Below are 20,786 nucleotides of genomic sequence, written 5' to 3'. Positions count from 1 at the left end.
GTCCGCTTCGAGCGGCGCGCGCGGTTCGTTACGGAACGTTTCACAACTGCTACGGGCACCGTGTCGGCGGCACGCGGCGATACAGGGAAACGTGCGACGCATCGCGGAATCGCTTCGCCCGCGTGGTTCGACGAATGGCCGCGCATGTCGCGTGTCGACGGCCGATCGTCGTGCACGCAATTTTCGAAGCGCGTTGAATCGCTTCGCTCTACGAATTCCGTATGGGCAATGCAGGGCGCGCCGTCGATGGGCCGATTCCGGTGGTTCGTCAACGGTTTCTCCGCCGTGCGCTGCGCGGTGCCGTCCGGGCCGGCCGCTGCGAAATGTTGCGTATCTGTAACGTACGGGCGGGCCGCGGCCGCGATATCGGTATGACGGTCGCCGAAGCCGCGCCACGGCGGGCCGCGCGCGCGGCTTCCGGTCACGGTCCGTCCATTGGCGATTCACGTTTGATTGCATGCCGAAGCCGCGTCGTGCAAAGCGATGCGCGCGCGATCAGCAGACGATTCGCCGCGCGATGCGAACGGCTCGCGATACGCGGTCGCAGAGCGTGCGCCAAAGCTGATTCGCCGGTGAATCAAAAAAGCCCGGCCGCAACCCGGCCCGCGCCGGCCGCGGGGCTGCAGGCCTTTGCCGCACGGGGCCGCGCGGCCGATGGCTCGCCGCTTGCTTGTTCTAGCCGCACAAGGCGCTTCCCGACGCGTGCGAACGCGGCAGACGGACCGGGCGCCACAGCAACGCATCCGGAAAGCGGCACGACACGCTCGTCAGGCGCGCCCCATGGCCGCGCCGGCGCGCCGAACGTGTGCCGCTTCCCATTGACATCCGCGCGACTCACGGCCCGTGCCTCAGCGTTCATCGGCCGCCGTCGCCGGCACGGGGGCCAGCACATGAAGAATCGTCGGACGATGTCGCTCTGCGCCGAAGGCATTCTGCTGCTGATCGTGCTTGCGTGTTCGCAGGCGCTGCACGACACCGCACCGCGGCCGCTTGACGAAGCGGTGCGCGCCGGCATGCCGGCCGGCGATGCAGCGGGGCGCATCGCCGGCTACGTCGATCCCGAGCCGCTCGCGGTGCGCGCATCGACCGATGCGAACGCGCTGCTCGAGCCGCCGCCCGCCGACGCCGCAAGCATCGCGTTCGATCCCGACATACTGCTGATCCCGTGCGTCGCGTATCTGTGGCTGTTCACGCTGCTCACCTGCGTGTACGCCGCGCGGCATTACGTGTTCAGTCTCGACCGGCTGTTCAAGCCGCAGCACGCGCCTTATCAGACGATTACCCACGGCGAGTGGCCGCGGCTCACGGTGTTCGTCGCCGCGCACAACGAGGAAGCGGTCGTCGTCGATTGCCTGACGGCGCTGCTCGCGACGACCTATCCGCGCGACCGGCTGACGATCATTCCGGTCAACGACCGTTCGACCGACAACACGCGCGCGCTGATCGACGACGTGCAAGCATTGGCGCCCGACCTGATCAAGCCGTTTCACCGCGAAAGCGGCAAGCCCGGCAAGGCGGCCGCGCTCAAGGATGCGCTGCGCTTCATCCGCGGCGACATCATGGTCGTCTTCGACGCCGACTACCTGCCGCGCCCCGGCCTGCTGAAGGAGCTCGTCGCGCCGTTCTTCGATCCCGAAGTGGGGGCGGTGATGGGGCGCGTCGTGCCGCAGAACGCCGACAGCAACCTGCTCGCGCGGCTGCTCGATCTCGAGCGCGCGGGCGGCTACCAGGTCAATCAGCAGGCACGCAACAACCTGAACCTGGTGCCGCAGTACGGCGGCACCGTCGGCGGCATCCGCAAGGGCGCGCTCGATGCGGTCGGCGGCTGGTGCGACGACACGCTGGCCGAGGACACCGACATGACGTACCGCCTGTTGCTGAGCGACTGGCGCACGGTCTACCTGAATCACGCCGAATGCTACGAGGAAGTGCCCGAGCGCTGGGCGGTGCGCGCGCGGCAACTGACGCGCTGGGCGAAGGGGCACAACCAGACGCTGCTGCGCTATCTGGGCCCGGTGTTGCGCAATCCGCTGATCTCGCGGCGTTGCCGGCTCGACGGCGCGCTGCTGCTCGGCGTGTTCCTGATGCCCGCGCTGCTCGCGATCGCATGGGCGACCGCGATCGCGCTGTACCTGCTCAACGGCGTCAATTCGACGGCGCTCGGCCTGCTCGTGTCGCTGTTCGCGTTGTTCGGGTTCAGCACCTTCGGCAACTTCGGCGTGTTCTTCGAGATCGTCGTCGCCGCCCGGCTCGACGGCCGCGCGACGCGGCTGCGGCTCGTGCCGGTCAACGTGGTCGGCTTTTGCGTGACGATCGCGGCGGTGGTGTCCGCGCTGTGGGGGCTCGCGCTCGACGCAGCGTTTCGTCGCGAACTGAAATGGGACAAGACCGAGCGCTTTCGCCGGCAATTGAAACCGGGGCGATGAACGATGACGACCTTCAACGTGATGGTGCCGGTGGCCGGCGTGCTTACGCTGCCGTTCCTGCCGCTGCTGCATGAACTGATCCGGCGCAGCGACGTGGCCGCGCTGCCGATCGGCGACGGACCGTTCGTCGATCAGGCGCTGCTCGCCGCGCGCTGGCGCGATGCGCTGCGCATGCACGCCGGCGGCGCGCAGCCCGCCGCTACGGCCGACCCGGCCGCCGCGCCGCCGTGGCACGCGCTCGGGCTCGTGGTGCGGGACGACGACGAGATTCGCGTCGTGCGCGGCGAACACTGCGACGACGTGCTGTACGCGCGGCGCACGATCACGCTCGACGGCGGCACGCGGGCCGCGTATGCGTTCGCCGAGCAGCGCATCGACATTCGCGCCGGCGCGACGGTCGGCATGCTCGCGCACGCGCCGCACATCGACGTCGACAACGCGGTGCTGCGCGGCGCCGTGGTCGGCGGCACGATGGTCCTGCACGGCGCGGGCGGCTTCGCATGCCTGTACGGCGAGCCGATCGTGTTCGGCAAGACCGCGGACGCGGCGCTCGACGCGGCGTCCGCCGACCTGCCCGATCCGCCGCGCCGCGCCGTGTCGCTGACACGCCACTTCGCGAAGCTGCCGCATCGTTACGTACACGGCCGCTATCTGCTGCCGTGCGACGTGCGCCTGCCCGCGCATACGGCCATGCAGGGCAATCTGGTGGTGGACGGCACGCTCGTGCTCGGCGACGGCTGCGTGCTGCACGGCAGCGTGAAGGCGCATCGCGTCGAACTCGAACGCCACGCGTTCCTGCATGGCGGCGTGTTCGCGCGCGACGACGTGCTGCTCGCGAGCGGCAGCTGCATCGACGGCGTCGTGTCGGCCGGCGGCCTGCTGCGCCTGACCGGCGCGCGCATCGGCGTGGCCGGCCATCCTGTCAGCGCGTGCGCGCGCGACGTCTCGGTGATCGGCCATGCGTGCGTGCACGGCGACCTCGTCGCATGCCGCAGCGGCTGGTTCCACGCATCCCGTTAAGGAGCGCCCCATGTCCGATCGTTCCCGCCGTCGCGGCTCGCGCGCTCCGGTCGCCGCCCTGGCGGTGCTGTGCGGCGTCGCCGCCGGCCCGCTTCCGGTGCGCGCGGCGCAGCCCGATGACGCCGACGTTTCGCCACCCGCGCAGGCGGCTGACGCCGCACCGCCCGTCATCGTGCCGCGTACGCTCGACGGGCCCGTATTCGTGCGCGTGTCGCCCGACGGCGTGCCGGACGGCACGACGCTCGCCGAATTCTCGCCAGACGAAACGAACCGGCCGCCGCTGCCCGACGCCGTGATCGCGCACGTGCAGGCGCCGGGCGAACCGCATGCCGAGATGTCGCTCGGCGTGTCGAGCGCGCACCTGACGCACGGCTACGGCGACTGGTACGGCGTACACGTGCGCGGCGTCTATCAGGACGGCGGCCGCACGATACTCGGCGAGCTCGCGCAATTGCACCGCTTCGGCGAAAACACGCAGCTCGGCTCGCTGACGTACGTGCAGGATCTGGGACCGGACTGGTTCGGCGGAATCGGTTTTTCCGGCACGACGTCCGGCACGATCCTGCCGAGCGCGCGCGTCGACCTGTCGATCAACCGCAAGCTGCTGTCCAACCGGTCGCTGATCGTGTCGCTCGGCGCCGGCTACGCATGGAACCGCAGCGGCCACAAGGATCAGCTGTATCACGCGGGCGTGATCTGGTATGCGCTGCCGAAGTGGATCTTCGAGGCGGGCACGAACTACACCGTCGATTCGCCGGGCTCGGTGAAGGCGCCCCAATACTACGGCGCCGTGACGTACGGCGAAGTCGGCAAGAGCGTGATCGTGCTGCGCGCCGGGTTCGGCCGCGAGGCATACCAGGTTACGGGCTCCGGTTCGCAGATCGCCGACTTCCGCAGCCACGAGGTGATCGCGAAATGGCGCTACTGGGTCACGCGCAAGTGGGGCACGCAGCTCGAATTCGACTACTACCATAATCCCTACTATTCACGGATCGGCGGCGAGCTGAGCGTGTTCTATCGCTGGTAACGGGGGCGGGCGCCATGCAGACGCATCCCGGCCGTCCACCCGTCGACCGTTCGCTGCGGATTCATCCGCATCCGCAGCACTGGCTGCTGTCGATCGCGCTGTTGACGCCGACGCTTTACGCGCTGCTGTGGGCCGGCTTGCCGCTCGCGTGGCGCTACTGGCGCGCCGTCATGATCTGGGGCGCGCGGCAGATCGATCCGGCGCTGCACGTGGTCGTGCTCGGGTACCCGCCCGATGCGCCGCGCGTGCCGCTGCTGTCGATTGACGTCGCCGCGCGCATGCCGAGCGGCACGCAACTTGCCGTCACCGCGGCGATCTGTGCGGCCGGCTTCGGCGCGTCGTTCTTCCGCCGCGCGAACTGGCTGCCCGTTGCATATCTGTTACGTATCGCGAGCTTCACGCAGATGCTGATTTGCGCGTATTTCTGGCTCGCCCCGGGCGCGTTTCCGTACGTGCCGATGCTGCACCTGCGCGACATGTTCGTGCTGGACGGCGCGGCGATCGCGCTGATTCCGCTGGTGATGGCCGCGCTCTACTATCCGCTCGATTTCTCGCTGCCGCAGAAGGTCGCCGCGTCGGTGCTCGTGGTCGGCTACTTCGTGTTCGCGCTGCCGTTCGTGATGCTGCTGCACGCCGTCGTCATCCATCACGGCTCGCTGCTGTTCCTGCCGTTCTGCTATTTCCTGCTCGGCGGCCCGCTGCTGATCGGCCTGCTGGTCACGCTCTACACGTACTGCGCGAGCTGGCCCGGCGCGCTGACGAATCCGTCCGACGGCCCGCACTGACAGCGCCGACAAAAGCCGCCGTATCAGCGATGAAACGATTCGCGCGCGTTTTCGGCCCGCCCGCGCGGCGCCGCGGCACACGAAGCGCGCACGACCGGGCCTCCGGCGCCAATGGCACGTTGTTCGCTTGACTCACCACGTCGCATCGATGCGTTTTCAGCGGAGAAAACGGTGCGGTTCGCCGGGGCCGGTTCGCAGGTCCGGCTGCCGGCGGCCGGTGCCGTTCGATGCTCGACGAATTGGGCAGCCTCACACATCTACCGGGCAAGGTTGGTTGATCGGCCGGCACGCGCACCGCTGCCGCGCACAACCCATTCCTTAAGCGAGGAGCACACCATGTTGGCAAAGTCAGGCAAGTTGTTGCGGATTCTGTTCGCGTTGTTCGCGCTCGCATTCGCATTCAGTCCGGGCGGCGTTCGGGCGGCCACCAACCAGTTGCTGCTGTTGGTGCCGGACACGCTGACGCTGCCCGATCCTCGCGTGTCCGCGTGGCTCGACACTGCACAGGAAGAGGGGCTGCAGATCAAGGTGATGACCGACAGCCAGTTCCTGGCCGCCGGGTCGACGCTGTCGCAGTATCCGGGCCTGATCCTGCCGGACCAGGTGCATACGACGGCAGCCGACACGCTCGTGACGGCGATCCAGAACTACGCACTGAACGGCGGCAAGGTGATGCTCGTCTACGATTTCGGCGTGCTGAATTCCGCCGGCTTCTACGTGAGCCCGAAATCGCGCTTCAGCAGCATGGCCGGCGTCGACTACGTGTTGTATGACCAATACGGCGGCAACATGATCGGCCTCGGCAACGTGACCGGCATGAGCAGCTGGCTGCGCACGCTGCAAGTGCCTCCCGGCAAGTCGATGCCATGGACGACCACTTCGGCGACCACGGCCGCCAGCCCGACGACGTCGTTCGCGTCGACGAGCAGCTCGGGCACGTCGAAGACTTCGGGGTCGACGTCGGGCACCAACGCGCTGTTCCTGTCCGCGAGCCCGTCGAACCCGGGCGGCCTCGCCAACTACAACCATGGCGCATGGTTCCAGTACACGACGCCGCCGACCGGCAGCGGGCTGGTGAGCCAGACGCTCCCGAAGCTGACCGGCACCGTGACCGGCAAGCTGAAAAAGACCACGTCGTACAGCGCCGGTTCGCTGCTGAGCACCGCGACGGGCACGACGGCCACCGCGCTTGCGTCGACGCTTGCGACCACGACCGACACGCTCGAAGGCATCTCCGGCTACGTGTACGGCTTCCTGACCTATCCGAGCTTCGTCACGCAGGGCACGTATTCGGGCACGACGATCCTGACGTCGCCGAACTTCGGGCTGGTGTCCGGCTACAACCCGTACGGCAACGGCGGCGTGCTGTTCGTCAACCTGCCGCTCGCGTACCTCGACGGGCAGACCGACGGGATGCTGATTCACGGCTACCTGCATTATTTCGGCACGCAGTTGCTGAACCTGCCGTCGCTGTCGCCGCTGCCGAACGCGCAGGCCGGCCTCGTGTTCAACTGGCACTTCTGCGCGGGCGACCAGATCCAGCCGGCACTTCAATTGAAGAACCTCGGCGTATGGAACAACGGCCCGTTCTCGCTCGTGGTGACGGCTGGCCCGGACGAGGCGGCCTTCGGTGACGGCGGCGGCATCAATCTCGCGAACAACCCGACCGCGCAGAACCTCCTCAAGTACTTCGTCAGCAAGGGCCATCGCGTCGGCAGCCACGGCGGGTGGATCCACGACTACTGGGGGGCGAATGCGAGCGAAACGAACGCAAGCACGTTCACGCAATACCTGGTGATGAACCACCAGGCCGTGCAGGCGGCGACGCTGCAGCCGGACGTCGAATACGCGGCGCCGGAAGGCAACACGCCGACGTGGTCGGTGAACTGGCTCGAAAGCAACGGCTTCAACGGGTACTACTTCACCGGCCACACCGGTTCGGCGCCGACCCGCGCATATCGCAACGGTGCGCTGCTGAACCCGGGCCTGTGGGCCTACCCGGTGATGCCGTTCGGCAAGTACGCGACGTTCGAGGAGTTCCAGCAGTACGCGGTGCCGACGACGGACGTGAACAACTGGTACGCCGCGCTGATGAACTTCGTCGTCGCGAACCGCACGAGCCGGCTGATCTACGCGCACCCGCTCGGCGCGTCGTCGTACACGTCGACGCTGTCCGCGATCTTCTCGCAGGCGAATATGCTGAAGCTCACCGGGCAGTTCCGCTGGTACACGATGACCGACATCACGGTGTTCGACCGCGCGCGCCTGAACGTCACGTGGTCGGCCACCGACACGGGCTCCAGCTGGGCATTCTCGGCCAGCCACCCGACGAGTCTCGCGAACATGACGTGGCTGCTGCCGAAGGCGAAGTTCGGTACGCCGGTCATCACGCAAGGCCTCGGCACCATCGGCATCACCGACTCGAAGTACTGGCTCGTGACCGCGAGCAGCGGGACCAGCCTCAAGTTCACCAGCGTCAAGATGAACTGAGCCGCAACGTCGACACGTTCGCCGGACGCGGTGCGGCCAACGCCGCGCCCGGCGACGATTTGCGCAGGACTACCGCGCAGGAGCCCCGATCATGAACCGGCCCGCGCTTCTCCCCGCCGCCCGCGCATGCGCGGCGGCCACCGCCAGGCTGCTGCGTTTCGCGCGCGTCGCCTGCTGCGTCGCCGCGTGCTGCTCCGTGCCGCACGCGGGCGCCGCCGAGCTCCAGCTCAACGGGCTGTATCAACGCCCGGACGGCGCGATTACCGTGCGCCTGAACGGCGCCGGCATCGACCCGTACTTCGCGGCGAAGGCGCTGCTGGCCGCGGCCGATACGCGGATGGACGCCCGTCAGTCCGCGCTTGCGTGGATCGCATGGGTATTGCCGCGCCAGCGTCCGGACGGCGGTTTCGACCGCTATTGCGTGAAGGGCGGTCAAGTCGGCTCGTGCGCGGAAGCCGATGCGGACGACGCGATGATGGCAACCTGGATCGAGCTGCTCGCACGCTTTGCGCCGCCCGACGGGATGCCCGCCGCGTGGGAAGCGAGCCTGACCCGCGCGGGTGCGCATCTCGACACGCTGCTCGACAAGGCGACCGGCGTCTATCAGATCTCGTCGACGCTGCACGTCGCGCTGCTGATGGACAACGTCGAAGTGCACAGCGCGTTCCAGGCGCTCGCCGCGTATTACCTGCGCCACGGCGACAACGCGCGTGCGGCGCCGTGGACCCAGCGGGCCGACCGGCTGGCGTCGGCGATCGTGAAGGTGTTCTGGCGCGGCACGCAATCCGGTTTCCGCGCGAGCACGCAGAAGATCAGCGACACGAGCTTCTATCCGGCGAAGGTCGCGCAGATCTTCCCGATCCTGTCCGGCATTCACGTGCCCGATCAGTCGAACGAGCGGATCTATGCGCAGTGGATGCAGAAGTACGGCAAGACGTGGATGCAGCTCGCGGGGTCCGATTTTCCGTGGGGGCTGATCGCGCTGGTCGCATTCAAGATGAACGACTGGAGCACCGTCGCGTGCTGGTATGCGCGCTCGGGACCGTATCGTCACGGCGCGCACTGGAACGTGCTGGAGGAGGCGCTGTACCTGGCATTCGAAAGCCGGATGACCGACCCGCTCGCACCCGCCACCTGCGGGTTCACGACGGCAGATGCAACGGTGACCGGATCGCGCTGATATGACGGCGCACGGTCCATCAAAGGGCAAAGGGAAGGAGACGTGTCATGTGTGGCATCGTCGGCGCGGTCGCGCAACGGAACATCGTTCCGATTCTGATCGAAGGGTTGCGCCGCCTCGAATATCGCGGCTACGACTCATGCGGGGTGGCGACCGTCGTCGACGGCCAGGCGCGCCGCGAACGCAGCGTGTCGCGCGTCGCCGATCTCGACGCGCACGTGCGCAGCGCCGGCCTCGCCGGCAGCACCGGCATCGCGCACACACGGTGGGCAACGCATGGCGCGCCCGCGACCTGCAATGCGCATCCGATCTTCTCGCGCGACGAGATCGCGCTCGTGCACAACGGCATCATCGAGAATCATGAGACGTTGCGCAGGCAACTATCCGACGAGAACTACGAGTTCGACGGGCAGACCGACACCGAGGTCGTCGCGCACCTGATCCACAGCAAGTATCGCGGCGACCTGCTCGCGGCCGTGCGCGATGCGACGTCGCAGCTGCACGGCGCGTACGCGATCGCGGTGTTCAGCAAGCACGAGCCGCAGCGGCTGATCGGCGCGCGCGCCGGTTCGCCGCTGGTGGTCGGGCTGAAGGACGACGAGTGCTTTCTCGCATCCGACGCGCTCGCACTGGCCGGCATCACCGACCGCTTCATCTTTCTCGAGGAAGGCGACATCGTCGAACTGACGCCGGGCGGCGTGCGGGTGCTCGCACGCGACGGCACGCCGGTCGAGCGCCCGATCCAGACCGTCGCGTCGACGCAGGGCGTCGTCGAGCTCGGACCGTACCGGCATTTCATGCAGAAGGAAATCTTCGAGCAGCCGCAGGCCGTGGCCGCGACGATTCCGGATGCGGGGCTGTTCGATCCGGCGGCATTCGGCCCCGATGCCGCGCGTGCGTTCGGGCAGATCGACAACGTGCTGATCCTCGCATGCGGGACGAGCCACTATTCGGGGCTGACCGCGCGCCGCTGGCTCGAGACGATCGCGCGGCTGCCCGCGCAGGTCGAGATCGCGAGCGAATATCGCTACAGCGACGCGCTCGCATTGCCGAATACGCTGGTGGTCGGCGTGTCGCAATCCGGCGAGACCGCCGACACGCTCGCCGCGCTCAAGTACGCGCAGGCGCTCGGCCACATGGACACGCTCGCGATCTGCAACGTGCCGACCAGCGCGATGATGCGTCAGACCGGCCTGCGGTTTCTCACGCGTGCGGGCCCGGAAATCGGCGTCGCGTCGACCAAGGCGTTCACGACGCAGCTCGTCGCGCTGTTCATCCTCGCGGTCACGCTGGGCCGGCTGCGCGGCTACGTGGACGACGCGCAACTCGCGCGCTACACGACGCAGCTGCGGCGGCTGCCGGACGCGCTCGAGGACGTGCTCGCGCTCGAGCCGCAGATCGGGCGCTGGGCGGCGGAGTTCTCGCGGCACGAGAACGCGCTGTTTCTCGGGCGCGGGCTGCATTACCCGATCGCGCTCGAGGGGGCGCTGAAGCTGAAGGAGATCTCGTATATCCACGCGGAAGCGTATCCGGCCGGCGAGCTGAAGCACGGGCCGCTCGCGCTCGTCACGCACGCGATGCCGGTCGCGACGATCGCGCCCAACGACGCGCTGCTCGAGAAGCTGAAGTCGAACATGCAGGAAGTGCGGGCGCGCGGCGGGCAGCTGTACGTGTTCGCCGATGCCGACACGCGGATCGACAATGGCGACGGTGTGTCGGTGCTGCGGATGCCGGATTACTACGGGCTGTTGTCGCCGATCCTGCACGTCGTGCCGCTGCAACTGCTCGCGTATCACGCCGCGTGCCTGCGCGGCGCGGATATCGACAAGCCGCGGAATCTCGCGAAATCGGTGACGGTGGAGTGACGGGAGAGGGGCACCGGCGCTCGCATCGCAGGGTGGCTGGTCCCGGACGAGGGTTGGCGGGCGAACGACATCGCCCGCGCCGTCAAGCCTCCGCGTCGTCGAAAGGCGTGTCTCGATCGACGCGGAACATGATTGGCTCGCGCGGATAGTGCTTGATATCCGGAGAGAAATCATACTTGCCCGCGGTCCAGTAGTACCCGAAGGACACGACCAGAATCGCCATGGAGAAAGGCAGCGACATGCGTCCCCATACCCAGAAGGCGAGAGACGCGAGCACGACGATGACCAAAAGCCAGAGCAAAGCCGGTCGCCGTGCTTTCGCAAGCGGTTGCCAGGTTTCAGGGTGAATTCCGGCGGCGACGAACGTCTCCGGATTGAAACGCAGCCCCTGATGCGCCAGGCCGCACAGCAGTGCGACAAGCAGTTCATGCCGATTCTTGAAGCGAACGCAAAGAATGGTGTTGTCCGAACCGTAATCCACGAGATTCGTGCGCAACGTATATCGTTTTGCCGGTTCGCGCTTGCCGTCGCGTCGCCAGAACTGGAAGCTTGCCGGGCGCATGGTCACGTGGGAGGCGGCGTTGTACTCGACGTCGCAGCGAAGATCCGGGCTCGGCACGATTTCCCGCCATTCGATGCGCTGCTCTTGCTGCACGGCGTTCGCATTCGCGCGCTTGCCGATGCCGTACCGGAAACCGGTTGAGTCGACCTCGAACCACGCGCCGATATTCATCGCGGCTCGAATGACGAGCACCACTGCCCATGCGGCGACCCCAAGCATGGTGGTCCATAGTCCGAACCCGAAAAGCCCGATCCGCGCGAAGGACGCATCTTTGAAAGGCGCGACGAGCAACCCGCAGAACATTGTGCCGAAGAACAGCAGTAAGCCGATATTGGCCACATAGGTGCTGGACCGGTCCGGAATGCCGCTGCATGACGGTATGTGCCGAAGATGGGCGGGCAACGTAATGACGCGCGGTGTCGCGGCGGTGCCCGGGCTCAGTGATGTGTGCGACGCGTTATCGGGGCTGCACGACGAGGTATCGTCAAAGCGGGTTGTCATGGCGCGCGGTTCCTTTTTCGGAGCCTGTTTCCGAAGTCGAGCGATTGTTCGGATGGTAGTCGATCTCGAGGAGCGGCTCGCGTTGGGCATCCGAGGTCGAACGGGAGAGAAAAAATCCGGCGCATTGTTTCGGATGTGTCGAGGATCGGAAAGGTCGGGCGGCCGATGACAGCCCGTGTGCAACCGGGCGGGACCGCGCTGCCATGTCGCATCGTTCGTGCGAAGATTGGTGCTTCGCTCCGACACCCGACCTCGAGACCCCCGTGACCCGATCGCCCCCCGAGCGCAACCCGCAAGCCGGCCATCCGCCGTGGATGGCCGTCGCGCTGGCCGAGCTGGGCATCCGCCGTTTCCCGCCCGGCAGCATCAATCCCCGCATCGTCGAATACAACAACCACACGAACCTCGTCGGCTACGACGACAAGATTTCGTGGTGCTCGTCGTTCGTCAACTGGTGCATGACGCACGCCGGCATCCGCGGCACGGGTTCCGCGCTCGCGCGTTCGTGGCTCGAATGGGGCCGCCCGCTGGAGCGGCCGGTGTACGGCTGCATCGCGATCCTCACACGCGACGATCCGGCCAGCTGGAAGGGCCACGTCGGCTTCTATCTGCGTCATGACGACCGGCACGTGCACCTGTTCGGCGGCAACCAGCTGGAAGAGGTGCGCGAGCTCGCGTATCCGCTGGGCGAAGTGATCGGTTACCGGTGGCCCGACGCCGGCTGAGCGCGTCATATCGATCCGCGCAGCGATTGCCGAGCCACTCGTCTGCGCTGCCCGGGCGCCGCGCTCGCCCGCGTTCGTCGCGACAGTGCGCCCGTTGCGCCCGTTGCGGCCGGACGGTGCAGGCGGCGGCCTGCATCGGCCGCCAGCCTGCACCGCGCGCCCGACACGCGTGATACGCGTAAAACCTTGCGTCGGCTATCGCCGGACGCCCGCCGTCAATGCTCCGCGGCAGTGGTAGCGGCAGTGGTGGCTACCGCCACGGCTTCCGTCTCCGTCCCGCCCGCCGCATCGTTCCGGCTCCATCCGCCGCCAAGCGACCGATACAGCGCGACCGCCGCCAGCGCATGCTCGCGCCTGACCTGATTGAGCGCGTCCGAATCCCGCAGATACACCTCCTGCGCGGACAGCACGTCCAGAAAATCCGTCGCGCCGCCCTTGTAGAGCTGGTTCGCGAGCCCGAGCGCCTTGTCCGACGCGGCGAGCGCACTATCGAGCCGCCGCGTCGCGTCAGCGCTGCTGACGAGGTTCGCTCGCGCATCCTCGACTTCCCGCAGTGCCTGCAGCATCGTCTGCCGCAACCCGAGTTCCGACTCGCGCATCCGGCTCTCGCTCTGCGTGATGTCGGCCGTGATGCGCCCCGCATTGAAGATCGGGCTCGTCGCGCTCAACGCCGCGCTGAACAGGTTGTCGGTCAGCGTCGGCAATCCGAGGTACGACGCGGCCAGAATTCCGTCCGCCAGGTTCAGCGAGAACTTCGGGTAGCGCTCGGCCTTCGCGACGCCGACCTGCGCCGCGCGCCGTTCGACCTGCGCATACGCGGCGAGCACGTCCGGCCGGCGCAGCAACGCCTGTGACGGCAACGTAGCCGGCGAGCCGGCCGGCGGCGCCGGAATCGCGCCGCCCTGCGCGAGCACGAGCCGGTCGACCGATTCCGGCGTGCGGCCCGAATACACGGCGATCAGGTTGAGCTGATGCGCGATCTGCGCGCGCGTCGGCGGAATTCGCGCTTCGAGCGCATCGAGCTGGTTCTGCGCGCGCGTGACGTCGAGTTCGGTCGACAGCCCGAACGCCTGCCGCTTGCGCGTGAGTTCGAGCGCATGCCGGCGGATCGCCGCGTTGTCCTGCAGGATCTTCAGCTCCTGCTGTGCCCAGCGCAGATCCACATACGCGGACGCCGCATCGGCCGCGAGCGCGAGCCGCATCGCATCTTCCGCGTGCTTCTGCCCGACCAGCTCGGCCTGCGCGGCCAGCAGGTCGAGCCGTGCGCCGCCGAACACGTCCGGCGACCAGCTCAGCGCGAGCCCCGCACCGGCCTGCCGCACGTAGCCGAGCGGCGGCGGCGTGTTCTGACGCGCGTCGGACGCATGCGCGGTCGCGTCGAGTTCGGGCAGCAGCACCGCGCGCTTCTGCACGGTCAGCGCCTGCGCCTGCTTCACGCGCTCGGCGGCGGCCTGCAGATCGAGGTTGCCGTCGAGCACGGTCGCGATCAGCCGGTCGAGCACGGGATCGTCGAACTGCGCCCACCACGCGGCGGCGTCGATGTCGGCGCGCGGCACGTCGATGTCCCACGCGGCCGGCGCGAGCGATTGAACGGAGTCGTGCAGCGCGGGATGCTGCGCGGGCTGCACCGCGCAGCCGGCGGCGAATGCGCTGACGGCCAGCGCGACGAGTAGCTTTTTCATGATCGGGGCTCTCTGCTTCAATGCGCATCCGGCGGCGGCGCGTTCAGGGTGATGGGGCGCGAAAACGCGACGGCGGCCAGCGCGACGACGAAGCACAGCGACAGCGCGTAGTACGCGTCGGCGTAGGTGAGCGTCAGCGCTTCGCGATAGACCAGGCGGTGCAGGTTCGCGAGGCCGGCCTGCGCGGTATCCAGCGTGTTGCCGGCCACGGACGTCCAGTACGCGGCCTGACGGTCGAGCAGCGATGCGACCTGCGGCTCGCCGGCGCTCACGTGCTCGTTCAGGCGCAGATAGTGGAAGTTCACGCGGTCGTTGAGCATCGTCGCGCTCACCGCGATGCCGATCGCGCCGCCGAGGTTGCGCATCAGGTTGAACAGGCCGCTCGCCGATTTCAGCCGCGACTGCGGCAGCGAGCCGAGCGCCATCGTCACGATCGGCGGCACGCTGAACTGCTGGCCGATTCCGCGCAGCGCCTGCGGCAGCAGCAGCTCGCGCCAGCCCCAGTCGTGCGTGATCGGCGTGTACATGTAGCAGCCGAGGCCGAAGCAGATCAGCCCGAACACGAGCAGCGCGCGCATGCTGAAATGGCGCGCGGCGAACGCGTACGCGCAGAGCGCAATCAGCTGGAACACGCCGACCGACAGCAGCGCGATGCCGATCTGCAGCGAGCTGAACGCACGCACCTGCGCCAGAAACAGCGGCGTGAGGAACACCGTCACGAAGATCCCGATGCCCGTCACGAACGACAGCAGGCTGCCGATTCCGAAGTTGCGCACGGCCAGTGCGCGCAGGTCGACGATCGGATCTTTCGCGGTCAGCGCATGCACGATGAACAGGAAGCCGCAGATGGCGGAGATCCACGCGCAGAACAGGATCGCGTCGTCGCTGAACCAGTTCTTGCGCGGGCCTTCCTCCAGCACGTATTCGAGGCAGCCGAGGAAACCCGACATCAGCGCGATGCCGAGATAGTCGCCGCGCTTGACGAGGCTCGGGTCCGGTTCGTCGATGTGCACGTAGCGCGGCACGAGCGCCGCCACGACGATGCCCGGCACGAGGTTCAGGTAGAACAGCCAGTGCCACGACCATTGATCGGTGATCCAGCCGCCGATCACTGGCCCGATCGCCGGCGCGAGCGATGCGAGCGCGCCGATCGTCGTCGACGCGATCAGCCGCTGCTTGCCCGGGAACAGCACGAACGCGGTCGTGAACACTGTCGGGATCATCGCGGCGCCGAGTGCGCCTTGCAGCCCGCGGAACAGGATCATCGAGTTGATGTCCCACGCGAGCCCGCACAGCATGCTCGTGATCGTGAAGCCGACGGCCGACGCGACGAACAGCCAGCGCGTCGACATCACCTTCGACAGCCAGCCCGACATCGGGATCACGATGATCTCGGCGATCAGGTAGGCCGTCTGCACCCACGACAATTCGTCCTGGCTCGCGGACAGCCCGCCGCCGATGTCGCGCAGCGACGACGCGACGATCTGGATGTCGAGCGTCGCCATGAAGAAGCCGACGCACATCAGCGCGAACGCGAACACGCGCTGCTTCGTCGGTTGCGACGCGGGGTCGCCGGAAAACGCGGTGGTCATCGTCGGCTCCCGTTCAGCTCGCGTGGTGGCCGGTATGCACGGTCACGACCGCGGACAGGCCCGGGCGCAGCACGTGCTCGATTCCCGGCTGCGGATCGAGATGCACGCGCACCGGCACGCGCTGCACGATCTTCGTGAAGTTGCCCGTCGCGTTCTCGGGCGGCAGCACGCTGAACGTCGCGCCGGTCGCGGGCGCGAGGCTGTCGACGCGGCCGTGCAGGCGCGTGGTCGATGCGTCGAGCGCGACGTCGACGCGATCGCCCGCGCGCATCTTGCGCAACTGGTCTTCCTTGAAGTTCGCGTCGATCCACAGGCCGGCAGCCGGCACGACCGTCAGCAGCGGCACGCCGACGTTCGCGAGCATCCCGACGCGGCCGGTGCGGTTGCCGACGTAGCCGTCGACCGGCGAGCGGATCGTCGTGTATTCGACGTTCAGCGCCGCGACGCGTTGCGCGGCGAGCGCCGTGTTCACGCGCGCCCGCGCATCGGCGAGCTGCGCGCCGAGCACGTCGAGCTGGCGCTTCGCGGCGAGCAGCGCGGCATCGCTGCGCACGACGGCCGCGTCCGCCTTCGAATAGTCGGCGTCCGCGCGCTCGACGATCTGGTTCGACACCGCGTCGGATTTGACGAGTTCGCGGTAGCGCACGCGATCGGACGACGCGCGCGTGAGTTCGGCCGCCGACGCGTTCCTGTCCGCCGCATGCTGACCGATCACCGCGTACTGAAGCTGCTGCTTCGCTTCCAGCTCCGTCACCGCGGAGCGCGCGCTGTCGACTTCCGCGGTGGCCTGCGCGAGCTTCGCCTCGTAGTCGCGCGCATCGAGCTGCACGAGCACGTCGCCGGCCTTCACGCGCTGGTTGTCGGTCACGAGAATCCTGTCGACGAAGCCGCTCACCTTCGGCGCGAGCACCGTCACGTCGCCGCCGACATACGCATCGTCGGTGCTTTCCTGGAAGCGCAGCACGAACAGCCAGTCGAGCGTCGCGGCCGCGACCGCGACGACGACGGCGCCCACCGCGATCCGCATCCACGGCACGCGGCGCTGCTGCTTCGCCGGCGGTTCAATTGTGGCTGCCTCGCGCGAGGCAGCGGTCTGGGTCGTGTCCATCGAATCACCTATGTATATGCACTTATTGAAACGACCGGCGACGCGTCGCCGATCGGGGAAGTCGTCAATCGCGTTCCGGCAGGTGGTGCGTGATCCGGAACAGTTCGTCCCGGAGGCGGGCCGCGCGGGCCGACCCGAACCGCTGCTCGAACGCTTGCTGCGCGGCGAGCCAGTGCACGTGCGCAGCGGCGATCTTCGTTTCGCCGTGCGCGGTCAGCGCGAACGTCTGGCGGCGGCAACGCGGTTCGATCCGACCCGTCACGAGCGCCGCGCCCACCAGCGGCTTCAGCGCGCGCAACAGCGCCGTGCGCTCGATCACCAGCACCGCCGACAGCGTCGCCATCGTCAGGCCCGGGCGCTCCCGCAGCAGTGCGAGAATGCTGTACTGCGACGGCGTGACGCCCGCGCGCGACAGGTAGCGTTCGTAGAACTGCGAGATGCGCCGCGCGGCTTGCCGGACCGCGAAGCAATCGTCATCGGTGAGCATGGTCGTGTGCATGTGCACATATTAGGCGGGCTGCAGGCGGCAAGCGAGCGGCGGCGCGGGATCAGATTGGTGTCGCGGCTGTACCAATCGACGGCGGAACGCCGCGATTGCGCGCCGGATCACGCAGCGGCCGGAACAATCCCGCTTTCGCGGCCGGAGTATGCGGCCGTGTAGTCGATGAACGCCTTGACCTTCGCGGGCAGCAGTGCGCGGTTCGCGTAAGCGAGCTTGATGTCGACGAACGCGTCGACGAGGTCCGCGTCTTCGAGCAGCTGCACGAGCGCGCCCGACGCGAGTTCGGCTTCGACGAGCGTCTTCGGCACGACGCCGATGCCGAAGTCGTGCATCACCATTTCGCGATTGAACACGGGGCTGTTCGACGAGATGTCGAAGTCGAGCGGCACGGTCAGCGTGTCGCCGTCGACGCGGAACGACAGCGCGGGCCGGCGCAGCGACGGCGACATCGGCACGAACGCATGACCGGCGAGCGCGGCTGGCGTGTCGGGGCGCGGATGCGCGCGCAGATACGCAGGCGTCGCGACGATCACGACCGGTATGCGTTCGATCAGCCGCACGACGGTCGTCTCGCTCGTCAGCATGTACGGCACGACGATGCCGATGTCGTAGCCTTCCCCGACGAGATCGACCGGGCGCTCGGTCAGCGTGACGTCGAGGCGCACCTGCGGATGCGCGGCCTTGAAGCCGGCGATCAGCGGCACGAGCCGGTTCAGCGCGGCCGTCGTGTGCGCGACGAGACGCAGCAGCCCTTCGGGCTCGCGCGTGTGCGACTGCGCCTGCGCTTCCAGCGAATCGAGCTCGTCGAGCACGGCCGCGCAGCGTTCGTAGATGCGCTCGGCGGTTTCGGTCAGCGAGACCTGGCGCGTGGTCCGGTGCAGCAGGCGGCTGCCGAAGCGCGCCTCCAGATCCGCGACCGCCCGCGACACGACCGGCCGCGCGAGGCCGTGCATGTCGGCGGCGCGCGTGAAGCTGCGCATTTCCACCACCGACCGGAAGATCCGCAGCTTGTCGATGTAGTCCATGTCCGTCTCCTCGAGCCGGCGCTGCGGCGCTTCGCGCACGCGGCCGACCCACCACGATACCGCGGAGTGTACATTGACTTTATGCATATGCACATATAAATTGCCGCACATGAACGATACCCAGATAGCCCAGGTCTGCAATTGCCTCGCGCTGCGTCAGGCGGCGCGTTTCGTCACGCAGCTCTACGAGCGGCATCTGGCCCCCGTCGGGGTCACGCCCGCGCAATTCTCGATCATGGCGAACCTGGCGCGTCAGCCTGGTCTCGTGATGAGCGAACTCGCCGAGACGCTCGTGATGGACCGCACGACGCTGCTGCGTGCGCTCAAGCCGCTGCAGCGCGACGGGCTCGTGGCCGCGGCCGCAGCCGAGCATGACGCGCGCGCGCATGCGCTGAGCCTGACGAAGCTCGGCGAGCGCACCTACGCGCACGCAAAAGTCGCATGGCAGGCCGCGCAGGACGAGTTCGAGACGCAGTTCGGCCGCGGCCGGGCCAAGGCGCTGCGCGACGAGCTGTTCAGCCTGACGGCGATGCGTTAGGCGCGACGCGCGCGGTAGTATGACGAAAGCGATCCGGATCCACCGGACGAGACACGAGGAGCTCCCATGCTGCAGTTGAGCGAGCGCGACGACGCGATGTTGCGCGGCGCATTCGGCGACGGCGTCGCGCGCGCGATGCGGATCGTCGCGCGCACGGCCGACGTGATGTCTGCGCCGCACCTGATCGACATCACGTCCGCGCATATCGACGGTTGTCTTTACCACGGCCGGACGAGCCTCGATTTCGTCGAATATTTCGTCGACACCGGCGCGCAGGTCGCGGTGCCGACCACGCTGAACGTCGGGTCGCTCGACCTGATCCATCCCGAGCTGTATCGCGGCGACCGCACGATCCGGCGCGACGCGCAGCGGCTGATGGATGCGCATCTGCAGCTCGGCTGCGAATCGAGCTTCACGTGCGCGCCGTATCAGCTGAAGAATCGTCCGCGGCTCGGCGAGCAGATCGCATGGGCCGAATCCAATGCGATCGTGTTCGCGAATTCGGTGCTCGGCGCGCGTACCAGCCGCTACGGCGACTTTCTCGATCTGGCCGCCGCGATCACCGGACGCGCGCCGTATGCAGGGCTGCACGTCGAAGCGAATCGCGCCGCGCGGATCGTGTTCAACGCGCCGGATTTCGGCGGCCGCGCGTCGCGCGACATTTACTTCGCGGCGCTCGGGCTGCTGATCGGCCGGATCGCGGGCGCGGTCGTGCCCGCGATCGTCGGGCTGCCTGCGGACACCACCGAAGACGAACTGAAGGCGCTCGGCGCGGCGGCCGCGTCGAGCGGGGCCGTCGCGCTGTTCCATGCGGTGGGCGTCACGCCCGAGGCGCCGACGCTCGACGCCGCGCTGCACGGCCGTGCGGCCGAGCGCATCGTCGACGTCGCGATGGCCGATCTCGACGACATCCGCCGCACGCTGAACCACGGCGCGGCCGGCGACGCGCTCGTCGCGGTCGCGCTCGGCACGCCGCATTTCTCGCTGGCCGAATTCCGCACGCTCGACGCGCTGCTCGACCAGTTCGACGGCCGGCCGAAATGCGATTTCTACGTGAATACGAGCCGCTTCATCCTGTGGGAGCTCGGCGAGCTCGGGCTCGCGGAGAAATTCGACGCGCGCGGCGTGCAGATCGTCGTCGACACCTGCACGTACATCACGCCGGTGATGAAGCAGCTGTCGGGCCTCGTGATGACCAATTCGGGGAAATGGGCGTCGTATGCGCCCGCGAACATCGGCGTCACGGTTGCATACGGCAGCATGCGCGAGTGCGTGCGTTCCGCGTTCGAAGGAAGGGTGCGATTCGATGACTGACGCGATGGTTCGAACACTGACGGGCGATACGCTCGTGCCGGGCAGCGCCTGCGCGCACACGATCGTCCTCGACAAGCCGCTCAGCTTCTGGGGCGGCTACGATTCCGGCGCCGGCAAGATCGTCGATCGCGGGCATCCGCAGGCCGGCGCGAGCCTCGCCGGCCGGATCATGGTGATGCCGCACGCGAAGGGATCGAGCTCGAGCAGCAGCGTGCTCGCGGAAGCGGTGCGCAACGGCACGGGGCCCGTCGGGATCGTGCTGAAGGAGCGCGACCTGATCATCTCGATCGGCGCGATCGTCGCCGCCGAGCTGTATGCGATCGCGGTGCCGGTCGTGTGCGTGACGGATGCCGTGTACGACGCGATCGTCGCCGCGCGCGGCGGCGTGCGGATCGACGCACGCGAAGGCGACGGCGCCGCGCGGATCCGCGTCGGCGGCTGAGC

At 67.9% G+C, this 20,786-nt stretch carries 17 protein-coding genes; 11 read left to right on the top strand and 6 right to left on the bottom strand.

Annotated features, from left to right (window positions below; translation table 11 throughout):
- The first annotated feature begins 890 nt into the window (after positions 1–890).
- The 7 genes from BSE24067_RS14285 (at position 891) to glmS (ending at position 10,793) form a co-directional block, all read left to right on the top strand.
- Entirely contained in the window at positions 891–2,426 is a 1,536-nt protein-coding gene (locus tag BSE24067_RS14285) for a glycosyltransferase family 2 protein (RefSeq protein ID WP_151065906.1), read from the top strand.
- A gap of 3 nt (positions 2,427–2,429) precedes the next feature.
- Positions 2,430–3,446: a bactofilin family protein gene (locus BSE24067_RS14280; protein ID WP_151065905.1), complete on the top strand. Its 1,017-nt coding sequence runs from the start codon at positions 2,430–2,432 to the stop codon at positions 3,444–3,446.
- Positions 3,447–3,456: 10 nt separating this feature from the next.
- Positions 3,457–4,473, top strand: coding sequence for a YaiO family outer membrane beta-barrel protein (locus tag BSE24067_RS14275; RefSeq protein WP_151065904.1), 1,017 nt, complete (start codon positions 3,457–3,459; stop codon positions 4,471–4,473).
- A gap of 14 nt (positions 4,474–4,487) precedes the next feature.
- On the top strand, positions 4,488–5,258 hold the full coding sequence (locus BSE24067_RS14270; protein WP_151065903.1) for a hypothetical protein: 771 nt from the start codon (positions 4,488–4,490) through the stop codon (positions 5,256–5,258).
- 336 nt (positions 5,259–5,594) lie between these two features.
- Complete coding sequence (locus BSE24067_RS14265; protein WP_151065902.1) at positions 5,595–7,748, top strand: polysaccharide deacetylase family protein; 2,154 nt, start codon at positions 5,595–5,597, stop codon at positions 7,746–7,748.
- A 91-nt stretch (positions 7,749–7,839) separates the two neighbouring features.
- On the top strand, positions 7,840–8,928 hold the full coding sequence (locus BSE24067_RS14260) for a hypothetical protein (RefSeq protein ID WP_151065901.1): 1,089 nt from the start codon (positions 7,840–7,842) through the stop codon (positions 8,926–8,928).
- A 47-nt stretch (positions 8,929–8,975) separates the two neighbouring features.
- Positions 8,976–10,793 (top strand): glutamine--fructose-6-phosphate transaminase (isomerizing), encoded by a 1,818-nt coding sequence (gene glmS / locus BSE24067_RS14255; RefSeq protein ID WP_151065900.1) that lies wholly within the window; start codon positions 8,976–8,978, stop codon positions 10,791–10,793.
- A gap of 82 nt (positions 10,794–10,875) precedes the next feature.
- On the opposite strand, the gene BSE24067_RS14250 is transcribed toward glmS, so the two are convergent.
- Positions 10,876–11,856 (bottom strand): hypothetical protein, encoded by a 981-nt coding sequence (locus tag BSE24067_RS14250; protein ID WP_151065899.1) that lies wholly within the window; start codon positions 11,854–11,856, stop codon positions 10,876–10,878.
- Between the two features lie 314 nt (positions 11,857–12,170).
- Between BSE24067_RS14250 and BSE24067_RS14245 the strand changes: the two genes are divergently transcribed.
- On the top strand, positions 12,171–12,581 hold the full coding sequence (locus BSE24067_RS14245) for a TIGR02594 family protein (protein ID WP_151065915.1): 411 nt from the start codon (positions 12,171–12,173) through the stop codon (positions 12,579–12,581).
- Positions 12,582–12,796: 215 nt separating this feature from the next.
- On the opposite strand, the gene BSE24067_RS14240 is transcribed toward BSE24067_RS14245, so the two are convergent.
- From BSE24067_RS14240 to BSE24067_RS14220, 5 genes are all read right to left on the bottom strand, one after another.
- Positions 12,797–14,263 carry an efflux transporter outer membrane subunit gene (locus BSE24067_RS14240; protein ID WP_151065898.1) on the bottom strand — a complete coding sequence of 489 codons (1,467 nt, stop codon included), beginning with the start codon at positions 14,261–14,263 and terminating at the stop codon, positions 12,797–12,799.
- 17 nt (positions 14,264–14,280) lie between these two features.
- A complete protein-coding gene (locus BSE24067_RS14235; RefSeq protein WP_151065897.1) occupies positions 14,281–15,855 on the bottom strand; it encodes a DHA2 family efflux MFS transporter permease subunit in 1,575 nt (524 codons plus the stop codon).
- 13 nt (positions 15,856–15,868) lie between these two features.
- The gene (locus BSE24067_RS14230) at positions 15,869–16,963 is read right to left on the bottom strand and encodes an HlyD family secretion protein (protein WP_151065896.1); all 1,095 of its coding nucleotides are present in this window, start codon (positions 16,961–16,963) and stop codon (positions 15,869–15,871) included.
- 64 nt (positions 16,964–17,027) lie between these two features.
- Positions 17,028–17,462, bottom strand: coding sequence for a MarR family winged helix-turn-helix transcriptional regulator (locus BSE24067_RS14225; protein WP_151065895.1), 435 nt, complete (start codon positions 17,460–17,462; stop codon positions 17,028–17,030).
- A 107-nt stretch (positions 17,463–17,569) separates the two neighbouring features.
- A complete protein-coding gene (locus BSE24067_RS14220) occupies positions 17,570–18,490 on the bottom strand; it encodes a LysR family transcriptional regulator (protein WP_151065894.1) in 921 nt (306 codons plus the stop codon).
- A 109-nt stretch (positions 18,491–18,599) separates the two neighbouring features.
- Here BSE24067_RS14220 and BSE24067_RS14215 point away from each other — a divergent pair, with 109 nt between their 5' ends.
- The 3 genes from BSE24067_RS14215 to BSE24067_RS14205 all read left to right on the top strand — a co-directional run bounded on the left by BSE24067_RS14215 (position 18,600) and on the right by BSE24067_RS14205 (position 20,784).
- Positions 18,600–19,028, top strand: coding sequence for a MarR family winged helix-turn-helix transcriptional regulator (locus BSE24067_RS14215; protein ID WP_151065893.1), 429 nt, complete (start codon positions 18,600–18,602; stop codon positions 19,026–19,028).
- A gap of 66 nt (positions 19,029–19,094) precedes the next feature.
- Complete coding sequence (locus BSE24067_RS14210; RefSeq protein ID WP_151065892.1) at positions 19,095–20,342, top strand: aconitase X; 1,248 nt, start codon at positions 19,095–19,097, stop codon at positions 20,340–20,342.
- Positions 20,335–20,784, top strand: coding sequence for an aconitase X swivel domain-containing protein (locus tag BSE24067_RS14205; protein WP_151065891.1), 450 nt, complete (start codon positions 20,335–20,337; stop codon positions 20,782–20,784). Before BSE24067_RS14210 ends, BSE24067_RS14205 begins: the two co-directional genes overlap by 8 nt.
- Positions 20,785–20,786: the final 2 nt, after the last annotated feature.

The organism is Burkholderia latens, assembly GCF_902499045.1.
Taxonomy (GTDB): domain Bacteria; phylum Pseudomonadota; class Gammaproteobacteria; order Burkholderiales; family Burkholderiaceae; genus Burkholderia; species Burkholderia latens.
The sequence above is the reverse complement of the archived record's forward strand: the minus strand, read 5'-3'. Positions and strand labels throughout refer to the sequence as shown.

Bases quoted from the DNA above. Each gene is read 5' to 3' on its own strand.
- BSE24067_RS14285 (WP_151065906.1), top strand. From the start codon at position 891: ATGAAGAATCGTCGGACGATGTCGCTCTGCGCCGAAGGCATTCTGCTG.
- BSE24067_RS14280 (WP_151065905.1), top strand. From the start codon at position 2,430: ATGACGACCTTCAACGTGATGGTGCCGGTGGCCGGCGTGCTTACGCTG.
- BSE24067_RS14275 (WP_151065904.1), top strand. From the start codon at position 3,457: ATGTCCGATCGTTCCCGCCGTCGCGGCTCGCGCGCTCCGGTCGCCGCC.
- BSE24067_RS14270 (WP_151065903.1), top strand. From the start codon at position 4,488: ATGCAGACGCATCCCGGCCGTCCACCCGTCGACCGTTCGCTGCGGATT.
- BSE24067_RS14265 (WP_151065902.1), top strand. From the start codon at position 5,595: ATGTTGGCAAAGTCAGGCAAGTTGTTGCGGATTCTGTTCGCGTTGTTC.
- BSE24067_RS14260 (WP_151065901.1), top strand. From the start codon at position 7,840: ATGAACCGGCCCGCGCTTCTCCCCGCCGCCCGCGCATGCGCGGCGGCC.
- glmS (WP_151065900.1), top strand. From the start codon at position 8,976: ATGTGTGGCATCGTCGGCGCGGTCGCGCAACGGAACATCGTTCCGATT.
- BSE24067_RS14250 (WP_151065899.1), bottom strand. From the start codon at position 11,856: ATGACAACCCGCTTTGACGATACCTCGTCGTGCAGCCCCGATAACGCG.
- BSE24067_RS14245 (WP_151065915.1), top strand. From the start codon at position 12,171: ATGGCCGTCGCGCTGGCCGAGCTGGGCATCCGCCGTTTCCCGCCCGGC.
- BSE24067_RS14240 (WP_151065898.1), bottom strand. From the start codon at position 14,263: ATGAAAAAGCTACTCGTCGCGCTGGCCGTCAGCGCATTCGCCGCCGGC.
- BSE24067_RS14235 (WP_151065897.1), bottom strand. From the start codon at position 15,855: ATGACCACCGCGTTTTCCGGCGACCCCGCGTCGCAACCGACGAAGCAG.
- BSE24067_RS14230 (WP_151065896.1), bottom strand. From the start codon at position 16,963: ATGGACACGACCCAGACCGCTGCCTCGCGCGAGGCAGCCACAATTGAA.
- BSE24067_RS14225 (WP_151065895.1), bottom strand. From the start codon at position 17,462: ATGCACACGACCATGCTCACCGATGACGATTGCTTCGCGGTCCGGCAA.
- BSE24067_RS14220 (WP_151065894.1), bottom strand. From the start codon at position 18,490: ATGGACTACATCGACAAGCTGCGGATCTTCCGGTCGGTGGTGGAAATG.
- BSE24067_RS14215 (WP_151065893.1), top strand. From the start codon at position 18,600: ATGAACGATACCCAGATAGCCCAGGTCTGCAATTGCCTCGCGCTGCGT.
- BSE24067_RS14210 (WP_151065892.1), top strand. From the start codon at position 19,095: ATGCTGCAGTTGAGCGAGCGCGACGACGCGATGTTGCGCGGCGCATTC.
- BSE24067_RS14205 (WP_151065891.1), top strand. From the start codon at position 20,335: ATGACTGACGCGATGGTTCGAACACTGACGGGCGATACGCTCGTGCCG.